Here is a 14048-nt window from a genome sequence, read left to right as displayed (position 1 = left end):
TTAAACAGACCAGCATTTATGGTGTCTTTTTTATGGTTATATTTTCTTTACTCTGAAAATTTAGAATAAATTTTATGAAAATAGGTATTGTTTGTTATCCAACTTTTGGTGGTAGTGGTGTTGTAGCTACCGAGCTAGGTCTAGAACTTTCTAAACGTGGCCATGAAATACATTTTATTACGTATAACCAGCCAGTTAGGTTAGAGCTAATTAGCAATAATGTGCATTACCATGAAGTAACAGTGCCAGAATATCCCTTATTTCATTATCAGCCTTACGAGTTGGCTCTATCTAGTAAATTAGTAGATATGGTTAAACTACATGGTATAGAAATATTACATGTACATTACGCTATTCCACATGCTTATGCCGCATATATGGCTAAAAAAATGTTACAAGAAGAAGGCATATTAGTACCTATTGTTACAACCTTACACGGAACAGATATAACATTAGTGGGTAGCCATCCATTTTATAAACCTGCAGTAACGTTTAGCATTAATAAATCTGATGCTGTAACTACAGTTTCAAAAAGTCTAAAAGACGATACACTTCGATTATTTGATATTAAAAATGAGATTTCGGTAGTTTCAAACTTTATAGATTTAGAAAAGTATAACCATGCCTTTACCGATTGTCAACGTGGTATGATGGCGAATGATAATGAAAAAATCATAACGCATATAAGTAATTTAAGACCCGTAAAACGTGTTCAGGATGTTATTAGTGTGTTCTATAACATTCAAAAGGAAATGCCTGCAAAACTAATGTTTATTGGCGAAGGACCAGAAAAGGAACAAGTCGAATTACGTTGTCAAGAACTAGGCATTTTAAATAAGGTGGTATTCTTTGGGAAAAGTAATGAGATCGATAAGATTTTATGTTTTTCAGATTTATTTCTACTACCATCTCAAACCGAAAGTTTTGGTTTAGTTGCTTTAGAAGCTATGGCGTCTGGAGTACCAGTTATTTCGAGTAATACAGGAGGTTTACCAGAAGTTAATATTCATGGTTCTTCTGGTTTTTTAAGCGATGTAGGCGATGTTGACGATATGACCAAAAACGCACTATATATATTAAGTGATGAGGAACGTCTAAAAACCTTTAAAGCAAACGCACGTAAGGAAGCTTTAAAATTCGATTTACACGCTATTGTTCCTAAATACGAAGCTATTTATGAAGATACTTTAGCGAAGTGTTTTGTGTTATAAACTTATCCTTTTGAGTTACTTTTTCTTGTATTTAGGCTAATTTTAATCTTTGTTTTTATCGATCTTTGAATAAAAACAGATTATGGCTATACTAGGAAATATTATTAAAGGAGTAATTGAGTTAAAAGGGACTTTAACTTCAGAGACCAATCATGTTGCGTCTCAAGAGGCTGTTTTAAAACAGCTTTTAGAAAAAGCACAAGACACTCAATTTGGAACGCATTATAAATTTTCTGAAATTTTAGAATCAGATTCCATGTTATCTGCCTTTGCCAAAACAGTTCCATATTTCGATTATAATAAAATTAATGATGCCTGGTGGAATAAATTGCTTAAAGGTGAAACCGATGTGACTTGGCCTGGAAATCCGTCATATTTTGCATTAAGCTCTGGTACAACAGGTAAAACTAGTAAGCGAATTCCGGTAACGGACGATATGATTTCTGCCATAAGAGAATCTGGAATTAAACAAGTATTCGCACTTCATAATTTTGATTTGCCAGCTGATTTTTTTGAAAAAGAAATCATGATGCTAGGAAGCTCAACAGATTTAGAGGAAAATAATGATCACCTTGAAGGCGAAATTAGCGGAATAAGTGCTAGTAATATCCCGTTTTGGTTTAGAAATTATTATAAACCAGGAGAAGAAATAGCTAAAATTGACGATTGGGATGCACGCGTTCAACGCATTGCAGAACGTGCTAAAGATTGGGATATTGGTGCTTTAAGTGGTATTCCTTCTTGGATAGAATTGATGCTTCAAAAAGTTATAGATCACCACAATTTAGATAATATCCACGACATTTGGCCAAACTTACAAGTCTATACTTCTGGAGGAGTAGCATTTAGCCCATATGAAAAAAGTTTTAATGCGTTAATGGGTAAACCCGTTACGGTTATAGACACATATTTAGCTTCCGAGGGTTATGTGGCTACACAAGTACGCCCCGAAACAGATGCTATGCAATTAAATACCGACAGTGGTATTTATTTTGAGTTTGTACCGTTTAAACCAGAATATATAAATAAAGATGGTTCGCTTTCTCAAGATGCCCCTGCCTTAACTTTGGAGCAAGTGGAACGCGATCAAGATTATGTTTTAATTATGAGTACCGTTAGTGGCGCATGGCGTTATTTAATTGGCGATACTATAGAATTTACAGATGTTGAGCGTGCCGAAATTAAAATTACAGGACGAACTAAATTCTTTTTAAACACAGTAGGTTCTCAACTTTCTGTGAATAAAATGGATGATGCCATGCAAAAATTAGAAGAGAAATTCTCAACTAAAATTCCAGAATATACTATTTGTGCTAAACGAGGAGAAGACGATGAATTTTATCATTTTTGGTATATAGGTAGTGAAGCCGAAAATCTTGATAATTCTGAGGTTGCCGAAGCTTTAGATGGATTTTTAAAAGTAGCTAATAAAAATTATAAAGTTGCTAGAAGCAAAGCTTTAAAAGGTGTTAAAGTAAAGCTGGTAAACCCATCAGTTTTTCATGAGTGGAGTGGTGCCAACAAGAAAAAAGGTGGGCAAGTAAAAATGGAACGTGTAATGGGAGAAGATAAATTTAATGAATGGGAAACTTTTGTTAAGCAAAATTAATTTGTTTGTAGTTTTTCATTTCTAGTATTAACCAATTCCATGATTTCTTCAGGTGAAAGGTAAAAGCGCTTTATTCTGTTTTTATAATTTTCATTAATATCGGCATGGTTTAATATGAAGTTTTTTGTTTTCAAAATATAGGTTTCCATACCATGGTTTACAGCAAAAGTATCTGCGGCACGCTCTGCTTCTACAATATGATTTTCAGAAAACAGATATCTTATCCCAAAATTTATTAAGTTTAATTTACTTCGGTTTTGATAATCAATAATATGCCCCAATTCATGTCCTATCCAACCAATTAATATATCAGAAGGAATATGTTTGGTTAGAAATTTTTTATCAGAAATTTTAAAGGTTTCGCTAATTAAAATTAAATAACTTCTGTTTTTTCTACTTTTAAAAAAGCTACCAAAGCTTGGTCTAGCCTGCATGGTAGATTTTTTTATGTTTTTTTTAAACTTAAAACTGATTTTTGTGTGCTCTAATTCGGGGTAATAACTTAAAGCCGTTTTAACTTCATTTTCAATAGATTTCGGAATATGGTGTGTTGTCATAATTTAATAAAAAGGTTCAATAAATTTTAGATTGTTTTTCGCTGTTACTCCAATATAATCATAATCCATGAGACCTTATACGCCAAATAGCAATAGAGTTAATGATTGTTTTATATGAGTTCGTATTTCCTTTGTTTTAGGTTTTTTCTAACAAAAATGGTTGCTATTATTAAACCTTTTTAACAAAAGCATCTGCCCAATCCTCAATACGTTTACCAAAACATTCTAATATGGCATCTACACCAATAACGCTGCCTTTACATAAGCGTCCTAAAATAAAAATGGGCAAATTATGGTCTTTAATCGTGCTAATTACTTGACCGTTTTCTAAGGTGCCTATACCCAATTTCGTGTGTATAGGTTGTATTAAATCATTCTTAAGTAAACTAGTCACTAATGGTGCATTTACTTTTAATAGCTGAGGCGCATCTAAAACACTATTAATCATAATATTGGTTGATACGGTGTCACCCTCTTTATTTGTTAATTTCCATCCCTTGTTAGTCGTTTCAATGTCAGGGTTGTCTACAAAATCAAATACTAAAATGTTAGCATCGGCTAAGGCAAGCATTTGTTGCATACTTTCAATTGGTGGTCCGTAGGAGTAACGTTTACTGCGATCATCGAGTTTTATAATGTCTTCAATAACCTCATTATCTAACAAGGAATGCGAGAGTGAGGCATATAAAGTAGGTTGGCAATGGCGCCAAACTTGACCCACACAATAATCTAAACTCACAGGGGTTTTTCCTAACCCCATTTGTATATAGCGCTCTATAAGTTTGTAAGTAGAAATATTAGTTTTTTGGATAAGCTCGTGATTATAATTGTTATCCTGTAACCAATTTGAAATAATAAATTTTAGCGCTTTATCATTTAAATTATGTCGTAGCGCTCTATCTTGTAGGGATAAGTAGATGTGCGAAGCTATTTTAGATATAGCATGTATTAGAAAGTGTATATCATTAGTAGTATCTTTTTTCGAAGCTAATTCAATCTCTTTTTTAAAAGCGCTTAGTGCTTCGTTATTAGGTTTATACCAATCGTCAATAGCTTGTTTTAATGGTTTTGGAGCCATTGGATTTCCATCCAAAGAGAAAGGGACAAGGCTTAAGTTTTGTGGTTTTAGCTGAACGTATTCGGTTTTTAAAGTATGTGTATCAATTACCTTAAAATATCCAAATTCATTAATTGTTAAAGCGCGCATAACATCAATCATCGCCAATCCAAAACCTCTTATGTTTATGGTGTTTGTTTTCTGATTTTTTAGGTTTTCAAATTTGCAAACGGAATAAGGATTTTCATAAAACTGAATGTTGTCTTTTTCAGTTTCAGCAAAGTGTTTCCATTGTTTCATCTCATCAGAAAGCTCTGTGGGTTGATGGCCTATGGTAATTAAAATGGCATCAAAAACGAAGGTTTGGTTTTCGTTGGTGGATAGCTTTATTAAATTGTCCTGATAATCTAGAGCCATCACTTCTTTATTTATTTTTTTGAAAAACTTCGATGTTTTTAAAACGGTTTCCAAAGCAAGGTAGCGCTCATGCAGATACTGTCCTATTTTTTTTCTAGACGGAAAAGTATCGGAATCTTCTTGGGTTTGATTAAACTCTGACCATTCATGATAAGCGGGGAAACTGCTAATTATTTTTGAATCGAAATTAAAGGAAGGTCTTGCTTTTAAACCACTTAAAGCGCGCTCATGAATGTTTACCCAATTACTTTCAGCTTGATTTATATCCCAAACAGGGCCAGCGCCTTCGTGCGCAGTAGGTTCAAAAATGGTGATGTTTAGTTTTTTGTTTGCCTTGTTTAAATTAATTAAGAGCATTTCTAAAGCATATAATCCTCTGGGACCAATTCCAATAATGGCAAAGTTTTTCATTCCTTTTTTTTAGTTAAGATAAATAAAAAGCAGCATTTAGGGTGCTTTTTAATTTAAATAGATGCATGATGCCTTTAAATGTAAACGACAATGGTGTTTAATTAGAGCGACTATGTTGTTAGTTGGATCTAGATGTCTTTAAAACGAGAAGTACATAAACAAAAAAAGCACCTTAAAAAGGTGCTTTTAATATATTGATTTATTTATTTATTCTTAGAATTGGTAACGAATACCTAAAGCGATATCGAAATCTAAATCGTCACTAAAATCTCCAAAACCTAATTCTGGTCTAAAGTCTAATGATAATAATAACGGAATATCAAAATTATATTCGATACCTATATCACCGGCAACAAATAAAGCCGTTTCGCTAACATCATCAAAAGCATCTTTACCATCAAAAGACGCTAATCCACCACCAGCACCAACAAACCAATTAAAATTACCATCTAAAGGCATAACCCATTGGTAAATACCTGTAAGTTTAAAAGCATTATAATCATTTGAGCTTCTCCAACCTAAATCGGCTTCTAATCTATTATTGTCGCCTAATGCACGTTGGTAAGATACTTCTGCACCTAAACCATCGCTATCGCCTAAACGTAATCCAATAGCATTCTCCGAAATGTCCTGTGCATTTGAAGTAAATGCAAAACCTAATACAGCCACTGATAATAAAAATAATTTTTTCATAAATATTGTTTTTTGTTAATTGTTATAATATACGGTCGTTTATCGTTAAAAGACCATTTTTAAAAATTTAATCTTTAGCAAAAATAGAGCCAATTTTGTGTTTATATTTACGCATATCATATATATTTTAACGCAATGCATTTAAATCATTTAAAATCAGTGTTATCGGGAGAGTTATATCACGACGACTTAATAAAATCCATTTATGCCACTGATGCTTCGGTTTACAGAAAACTGCCATTGGCAGTAGCTTACCCCAAAAATGAAGATGATTTAAAAGCGCTAATAAATTTTGCCAAGGCTAACAAAACATCGATAATTCCTAGAACTGCGGGAACATCGTTAGCAGGACAATGCGTTGGAGATGGTATTGTGGTAGATGTTTCAAAATACTTCACTAAAATTATTAAGCTTAATGAAGAAGCGCGAACAGTAACCGTGCAACCCGGTGTGGTTAGAGATGCTTTAAACAATTTCTTAAAACCTTATGGTTTGTTTTTTGGCCCTAATACATCAACCTCTAATAGATGTATGATAGGAGGGATGGTTGGTAATAACTCGTCTGGTACAACCTCTATACAATATGGTGTTACACGAGATAAGGTTTTAGAAATGCATACCATTTTAAGCGATGGTAGCGAAGTTGTTTTTAATGCATTGTCTAAAGAAGCGTTTCATGATAAAATTAAACTAGAAACCTTAGAAGGCGAAATTTATAAAACAATTTATAACGAATTAAAACCGGAAGAGGTTAGAGATGGTATTTATAAACATTTTCCAAAACCAGAAATACACCGAAGAAATACTGGTTATGCCATTGACGAACTAATAAAATCTGCAGTGTTTACGGACGCTCCACAAAATTTTAATATGTGTAAACTGCTTTCTGGAAGTGAAGGCACATTGGCATTTACCACACAAATAACCTTAAAACTAGATAAGTTACCACCAACTGAGGCTATTATTGTGGCGGCACACTTTGATAGCATTGAGAGTTGTTTGAATGCTGTACAACCTGTTATGCAACATGATTTGTACACCTGCGAAATGATGGATAAAACCATTTTAGATTGCACAAAACACAATAAAACACAGCAAGAAAACAGACAGTTTATAGTAGGAGATCCTAAAGCTATTTTAATGTGCGAGGTTCGTGCGGAAACTCCAGAAGCCGTTAAGCTATTAGCTAATAAGCTTGAAAAAACAATTATCGATACGGGTTTAAGTTATGCTAATCCAAAACTTATTGGGCAGGATATTAGTAAAGCAAATAATTTACGTAGTGCAGGTTTAGGTTTATTGGGTAATATTATTGGCGATAAAAAATCGGCGGCATGTATTGAAGATACTGCCGTAGCTTTACCAGATTTATCGAAATATATTGCGGAGTTTTCAAAGCTCATGAAAGGCTATAAGCAAGATGCTATTTATTATGCGCATGCAGGAGCTGGCGAGTTACATTTGCGTCCTATTTTAAATTTAAAGAAGGCTAACGATGTTGATTTGTTTAGAAAAATAACCACCGATGTCGCCCATTTAGTAAAATCGTTTAACGGTTCTATGAGTGGCGAGCATGGTGACGGTATTGTGCGTTCGGAGTTTATTCCATTAATGATTGGTGAAGCAAACTATAATATTTTAAAACGCGTAAAAACGGCTTTCGATACCGATAATATATTTAATCCTGGTAAAATTATTGATGCTTTACCAATGGATGAGTCTTTAAGATATAAACCAAATAGGGAAGAGCCCGAACTAGATACCTTTCTAGATTTTTCTAGTTCTTTAGGTATTTTAAGAGAAGCAGAAAAATGTAATGGTTCTGGCGATTGCAGAAAATTACCAGAGTTTGGCGGTACCATGTGCCCAAGTTACAGAGCTACCAGAAACGAAAAAGATACTACCCGAGCAAGAGCCAATGCGTTACGCGAGTTTTTAACCAACTCGGAGAAATCTAATAAGTTTAATCATGAGGAATTAAAGGAGGTTTTCGATTTATGCCTTAGCTGTAAAGCCTGTTCTAGCGAATGCCCAAGTAGTGTTAATGTTGCTGCTTTAAAAGCCGAATTTCAATACCAATACCAAAAAGAAAATGGCGTGTCGCTGCGCACTAAACTGTTTGCTTTTAATAATAGACTAAACCAATTAGGGAGTAAAACTACGGGGCTTTCAAATTTTATGTTTTCTAATAATTTCACCTCGTCATTATTAAAGCATGCTTTTGGCATTGCTAAAGAAAGAAGTTTACCTTTACTATCGAAACCTAATTTAAGTACTTATTACCAAAGCTTCAAAAAAACAAGTGAATCTAATAGTTATATAAAAACGGTGTATCTGTTTAATGATGAGTTTACTAATAGGCTTGACGCTACCATTGGACAGGATGCGTTAGAGCTTTTGAAGGCTTTAAATTATAATGTTGAAATTATTGATAATGCCGAATCTGGTCGTTCCTTTTTATCAAAAGGGTTGCTAGAAGAAGTTAAAGAACATGCTAATAAAAATGTGGCTCTTTTTAAAGATAAGGTTTCAGAAGAAACGCCACTTATAGGTATTGAACCTTCAGCAATATACACCTTTAAAGACGAGTATTTAAAATTAGCAGACGATACTACTTCCGCGAAAGCGCTATCGGAAAACACATTTTTAATAGAAGAATTTATTCAAAAAGAAATCGAATTAGGAAACATAAGGCCAGAGCAATTTACCTTAGCACCTAAAACCATAAAGTTCCACGGGCATTGTCACCAAAAGGCTATGAGTAACCAGTTATCGAGTTTTGCGGTATTAAATTTACCAACAAATTATAAAGTTACCATAATACCAAGTGGCTGTTGTGGTATGGCAGGCAGTTTTGGTTACGAAAAAGAACATTATGAGGTGAGTATGCAAGTAGGTGAGCAGACCTTGTTTCCGGCGGTTAGAAAGGCTGGAGATTCTGTTTTAATTTCGGCAAACGGAACGAGTTGTAGGCATCAAATTAAGGATGGAACCAATCGCGAGGCTAAGCACCCAATAACGATTTTAAGAGAAGCGCTTGTTTAGTTTCGGTAATCAGTCTCAGTAAACAGTCTCAGTTTCAGTCGCAGTTTCAGTATTCAGTTTAACTCAAATTTTTTTATTGCTTTTTAACTTTTTTCTTTTTTTCCACTTGATCTACAATGGTTATGGCAGCAATTAAGTCTTTCATTTGCAAGTCTTCATCCTCATCTAAAACAACAAAAGGCGCTAGTTTATCTTTATTAAAATTATAGATTTTCCAACGTTTAAATTGGTATTCTAGAGCTGTAAAATTTTCTACCCAATCGCCAGAGTTTAAATACATGGTTTTACCATGTTTATTCTCAAAATATTGCATTTTTGGTTGGTGTATATGCCCGCAAATCACATAATCGTACTCGTTTTCAATGGCCAGTTCAGAAATGACTTTTTCGTAATCATTTATGTATTTTACCGCGCCTTTAACACCATTTTTAACCCGTTTAGATAGCGAATAACGTTCTTTACCGCGTTTGTCTAAATACCAATTTACACCTCGGTTTAAAAGCGTAAGCAAATCATAACCATAGCCACCTAGTTTAGCCAACCATTTGGCATTTTGCACAGAAATATCGAACACATCGCCATGAAAAAACCAAGCTTTTTGTCCATCGAGTTCTAAAACCACCTTATCTACAATAGTGATGTTTCCAATAGTGGTGCCGCTAAATTTTCTTAGCATTTCGTCGTGGTTTCCAGTTATGTAAATAACTTCTACGCCATTGGAAGCCATAGACATTAGTTTCTTAATCACTTTCATGTGCGATTTAGGAAAATAACGCTTACTAAATTGCCAAATGTCTATAATATCGCCATTTAGCACGAGTTTTTTAGGCTCAATACTGTTTAAATAGGTTAATAAATGCTTGGCATGACAGCCATAGGTGCCTAAATGCACATCGGATATTACGGCAATTTCTACTTTTCGTTTTATTTTCAAGTGTGGTGGTATTGGTACATTACAAATAACAACTTTTTGTATTATGTAATTATTACGCTATAATTAATTAAATGTCAGATGATTGTTAATTAATTGTTACGCATTTGGCTACAAAAAAGGGTAAAGCTAAATACGATTTCATTTTCGTATTTATAAGAATAGATTTAACTTAGCCAAAAATTGAAATTATGGCTGGTAATTCCTTCGGAAAACTATTTAATTTAACAACTTATGGAGAATCTCACGGACCTGCTTTAGGTGGTGTTATTGATGGATGTCCATCCGGAATTAAATTAGATTTAGATGAAATTCAAAACGAATTAAATCGAAGAAAACCAGGGCAATCTGCTATCGTTACGCAACGTAAAGAACCAGATACTGTAAAATTTCATTCGGGTATTTTTGAGGGCGTAACCACAGGAACTTCTATTGGTTTTGTTATAGAAAACACCAACCAAAAATCTCACGATTACTCGCATATTAAGGATAGTTACAGACCAAGTCATGCCGATTATACTTACGATAAAAAGTACGGTGTACGCGATTATCGTGGTGGCGGACGTAGTTCTGCGCGCGAAACCGCATGTCGTGTTGTAGCCGGTGCCATTGCAAAGCAAATGTTAAAAGGTATCGAAATTAAAGCCTACGTTTCTGGCGTTGGTACCATGAAATTAGATACACCATATAACGATATAGACCTTACACAAGTAGAATCTAATATTGTGCGTTGCCCAGACCAAGATATGGCGGCAAAAATGGAAACATATATTAAAGAAGTTCGCGCCAAAGGCGATACCGTTGGTGGTATTGTAAGCTGTATAATTAAAAATGTACCAGTAGGTTTAGGCGAACCAGTGTTCGATAAATTACACGCCCAATTAGGTAAAGCCATGTTGTCTATAAACGCCGTAAAAGGCTTTGAGTATGGTAGTGGTTTTCATGGCAGCACCATGTATGGTAGCGACCATAACGATGCTTTCAATAACGATGGAACAACAAAAACCAACTATTCAGGAGGCGTTCAAGGCGGTATAAGCAACGGTATGGATATCTATTTTAATGTCGCTTTTAAACCTGTAGCAACGCTAATCCAGAAATACGAAACCATCGATAAAGCTGGTAACACTGTCGAGATGCAAGGTAAAGGGCGTCACGATCCTTGTGTAGTGCCAAGAGCTGTACCTATTGTAGAAGCTATGGCAGCACTAGTTTTAGCCGATTTTTATTTAATAAACAAACTGTATAATTATCAGGTTTAGAAGCTATTTCCCGCTTTCCACTATATCTTTTCTGTGAAGCAGTCTCGAACTTGTTTCGGGAACTCTACATATTTAGATAATGCTTAATTAGCGTTAGGTTTGTCTTTCAATAGCTTCACAAAAAAGGATGCCGTTTCAATCGGGGCTAAACCATCTGCTAGAGTAGGTGCTTAACTCGAGCTTTAAATACATTTTTGGAAATTAGATTTTAATCTTTTCTAAAAATTATTTTTGAGGTTTCTTACCCATATGTTTCCAACGTTTATGCGTCCAGAAATAATATTCTGGAGCTTCATGAATTTGAGCTTCAACACGTTTAAGATATAAATCTGTAAGCTCAAAATCTTTGTGGTCTTTGGCGTCTCTTATAATATCTGTAAAACTAGCTTCGTAGTAACCACGTTTAACTTTTTTAACCTTTAAAAACAGCGTAACCATACCTAAACGCTTCGCCAGTATTTCGGCTCCAACATGCACAGGCACTTCTACGCCCATAAAGTCTTGCCAATATAAGGCTTTATGAAGCTTTGGCGATTGGTCGAAAACAAAACCATTTAAGGTTAATTCATTAGCTCTTTTAGCTTTTATTAATGTAGGAAAGGTTTCTTTAGTGGTAATTAAATAGCTATTATATTTTGCACGAATACGTTTAACAAGTGCATCAAAATATCTGTTAGCTAATCTTTTATAAACCGCATAGCCTTTATGGTTTATGTGGGTTTGTAAAATAAATATCCATTCCCAACTGGCATAATGTCCCATAAATAAAACAATACTGCGTTGCTCTTCTTCAAGTTTATGTATTTCTTCTACATTTGTAAACACATAGCGTTTTTGCATTTCAGCCTCCGAAATCGTGATAGATTTAATAGCCTCAAACATCATATCGCATAAATGATGATAAAAACGTTTTCTTATTTTTAAAATATCTTGTTCTGTTTTATCGGGAAAAGCAAGCTTTATATTATCATAAACCACTTTTTTTCGGTAACCAATTATGTAATACACTAAAACATAAAAACCATCAGATAAAAAATACAATATTCTAAATGGTAGTATAGATATTATCCATAAAAGTGGATAAACCAGAATATAAACTAGAAATTGCATGAATAAGTTTTAGATTTGTAGCGCAAATATATATTAATTTAAGAATAAACGTTTAGACCTTATGGGTAATTTAAGTATTGTAACCATAGTAATTATTGCAGCAAATGTTATAATCTCGTATAAGGGATTTAATGATTTTGGTTTTTTCGAGAAGTATAAGTTTCAAGTTGGTCCAGTTCAACGTGGTGAACAGATACGAATGTTTAGTTCTGGGTTTTTACACGCCGATACCCAACACCTGCTGTTTAATATGGTGTCTTTATACTTTTTTGCGGATGTGGTTATATCTAATTTAAGTTCCATTCAATTTCTTCTGGTTTATTTAGGAAGCCTTATGGTAGGGAGTTTATTGTCTTTTTATTTTCATAAAAATGAATACCATTACAGTGCAGTAGGCGCTAGTGGAGCAGTAAGTGGTATTATTTATTCAGCGATACTTTTACAACCCGGAATGAGCCTTTATATGTTTTTTATTCCTATTCCAATACCAGCGTATTTATTTGGTATTGGTTACTTGCTGTATTCTATTTATGGCATGAAAAACAAAATAGGAAACATTGGTCACGATGCCCATTTTGGTGGAGCCATTGGTGGTTATGTAATAACCTTGTTGTTGTCGCCTTGGTTGTTTGAAACTAATTTACTCATGATTGTTTTACTCGCGCTTCCTATTGCGCTTTTGTTCGTTTTAAAGAAGTTAGGGAAGATATAAAGTAAAAAAGCCAATTCAGTAATTGAATTGGCTTTTGTGTTTTGTAAAATAGGAAATATTTTATTCGTAGTTATATTCTATGGTTCCAAGAAGTTCTTCTTCATTAGGATTGGAAATATCATCATTATAATAATTTTCTGAACTTACAGGATATCCGTTTTCATTATAAGTGTATTCAAATCTTTCAGAGTTTGTAGGCCAGCCATCCTGTTCGTCATTTATTTTAGTAACATTGTTGCTTCCTCCATAAATATCAAAACCAAATTCACTATTAATATTAATAAAGTTGATAACTTCAAAACCTAAAATATTGTTGAAAATACCCTTTTTGTTATCAAACTCATATGTTTCATTATCCGTAATATCATCATAAGATAACTTGGTGATGTTTGAATTTGATATTGTGTAAGTTGTTGTTCCTATCGGCTCTGTTTGAGAAGAGAAATTACCACGTAGTACTTCCACATCAACAGTATTGTCATTATTATAAGTTAAGATTTGGTTATAAGCTATATCATCACCATCAATATCAAATAAATAATTGATATAACTAGTTAGGTTTCCCTCCGAATTATAAGATACAGTAAAGTACTCCAATAATTCATTATCTTCATAATTATCAATTCTTGTTACTTTGTTATCTGAATATGTAATTTTAGTTTCATAACCGTCATTATCTGATATACTATTTAATTTATTACCATCATAGTTAAAAGTTTGGGTAAATTCATCAGCTGTACTTTTATAGTAAACTATTTGTTTTACTAATGTATTGTCTGTAGTTTCTTCTTGATTTTCTTCTTCGTCACTATTTGAAGATTCAGAACTACAAGCAAAAAAAGAAATGCATAACGCAAAAAGTAGGATTTGTTTTAATTTTATCATAATACTATTTATAAATTTTAAGGGTCTAAATTAGTATAATTATCTTACAAAAATTATAATCAAATTAAAAAAGAGAACGTAATTTATTATATTTCATTTCATAATTGGCATAGCTATTGAAATTATAATATAGATATGCATGTTTTTT

The 14048-nt window shown here is 33.5% G+C and carries 11 protein-coding genes; 5 read left to right on the top strand and 6 right to left on the bottom strand.

Annotation, left to right across the window (positions count from 1 at the left end; all coding sequences use genetic code 11):
• Positions 1 to 74 precede the first annotated feature (74 nt).
• Positions 75 to 1211: an N-acetyl-alpha-D-glucosaminyl L-malate synthase BshA gene (gene bshA, locus HNQ90_RS16765; RefSeq protein WP_144118081.1), complete on the top strand. Its 1137-nt coding sequence runs from the start codon at positions 75 to 77 to the stop codon at positions 1209 to 1211.
• A gap of 82 nt (positions 1212 to 1293) precedes the next feature.
• Positions 1294 to 2820: a GH3 family acyl-acid amido synthetase gene (locus HNQ90_RS16760; RefSeq protein WP_144118080.1), complete on the top strand. Its 1527-nt coding sequence runs from the start codon at positions 1294 to 1296 to the stop codon at positions 2818 to 2820.
• Here the strand turns inward: HNQ90_RS16760 and HNQ90_RS16755 are convergent.
• The 3 genes from HNQ90_RS16755 to HNQ90_RS16745 form a co-directional block, all read right to left on the bottom strand.
• The gene (locus HNQ90_RS16755; protein ID WP_144118079.1) at positions 2817 to 3377 is read right to left on the bottom strand and encodes a hypothetical protein; all 561 of its coding nucleotides are present in this window, start codon (positions 3375 to 3377) and stop codon (positions 2817 to 2819) included. The genes HNQ90_RS16760 and HNQ90_RS16755 overlap by 4 nt on opposite strands.
• A gap of 169 nt (positions 3378 to 3546) precedes the next feature.
• Positions 3547 to 5262 (bottom strand): FAD/NAD(P)-binding protein, encoded by a 1716-nt coding sequence (locus tag HNQ90_RS16750; RefSeq protein ID WP_144118078.1) that lies wholly within the window; start codon positions 5260 to 5262, stop codon positions 3547 to 3549.
• A gap of 213 nt (positions 5263 to 5475) precedes the next feature.
• On the bottom strand, positions 5476 to 5955 hold the full coding sequence (locus HNQ90_RS16745; RefSeq protein WP_092853146.1) for a hypothetical protein: 480 nt from the start codon (positions 5953 to 5955) through the stop codon (positions 5476 to 5478).
• A gap of 135 nt (positions 5956 to 6090) precedes the next feature.
• Here HNQ90_RS16745 and HNQ90_RS16740 point away from each other — a divergent pair, with 135 nt between their 5' ends.
• The gene (locus HNQ90_RS16740; RefSeq protein ID WP_144118077.1) at positions 6091 to 9000 is read left to right on the top strand and encodes an FAD-binding and (Fe-S)-binding domain-containing protein; all 2910 of its coding nucleotides are present in this window, start codon (positions 6091 to 6093) and stop codon (positions 8998 to 9000) included.
• Between the two features lie 73 nt (positions 9001 to 9073).
• On the opposite strand, the gene HNQ90_RS16735 is transcribed toward HNQ90_RS16740, so the two are convergent.
• A complete protein-coding gene (locus tag HNQ90_RS16735) occupies positions 9074 to 9934 on the bottom strand; it encodes a UDP-2,3-diacylglucosamine diphosphatase (RefSeq protein WP_144118076.1) in 861 nt (286 codons plus the stop codon).
• Positions 9935 to 10122: 188 nt separating this feature from the next.
• Here HNQ90_RS16735 and aroC point away from each other — a divergent pair, with 188 nt between their 5' ends.
• Positions 10123 to 11193 carry a chorismate synthase gene (gene aroC, locus HNQ90_RS16730; protein WP_144118075.1) on the top strand — a complete coding sequence of 357 codons (1071 nt, stop codon included), beginning with the start codon at positions 10123 to 10125 and terminating at the stop codon, positions 11191 to 11193.
• 225 nt (positions 11194 to 11418) lie between these two features.
• Here the strand turns inward: aroC and HNQ90_RS16725 are convergent, their stop codons facing one another.
• Positions 11419 to 12303, bottom strand: a complete 885-nt coding sequence (locus HNQ90_RS16725; protein ID WP_144118074.1) for a lysophospholipid acyltransferase family protein — start codon at positions 12301 to 12303, stop codon at positions 11419 to 11421.
• A gap of 61 nt (positions 12304 to 12364) precedes the next feature.
• Between HNQ90_RS16725 and HNQ90_RS16720 the strand changes: the two genes are divergently transcribed.
• Positions 12365 to 13015, top strand: coding sequence for a rhomboid family intramembrane serine protease (locus HNQ90_RS16720; protein WP_144118073.1), 651 nt, complete (start codon positions 12365 to 12367; stop codon positions 13013 to 13015).
• Between the two features lie 60 nt (positions 13016 to 13075).
• Here the strand turns inward: HNQ90_RS16720 and HNQ90_RS16715 are convergent, their stop codons facing one another.
• Positions 13076 to 13900, bottom strand: a complete 825-nt coding sequence (locus HNQ90_RS16715; RefSeq protein ID WP_144118072.1) for a hypothetical protein — start codon at positions 13898 to 13900, stop codon at positions 13076 to 13078.
• Positions 13901 to 14048: the final 148 nt, after the last annotated feature.

This window comes from Algibacter amylolyticus (genome assembly GCF_014202225.1).
Taxonomy (GTDB): domain Bacteria; phylum Bacteroidota; class Bacteroidia; order Flavobacteriales; family Flavobacteriaceae; genus Algibacter_B; species Algibacter_B amylolyticus.
The sequence above is the reverse complement of the archived record's forward strand: the minus strand, read 5'-3'. Positions and strand labels throughout refer to the sequence as shown.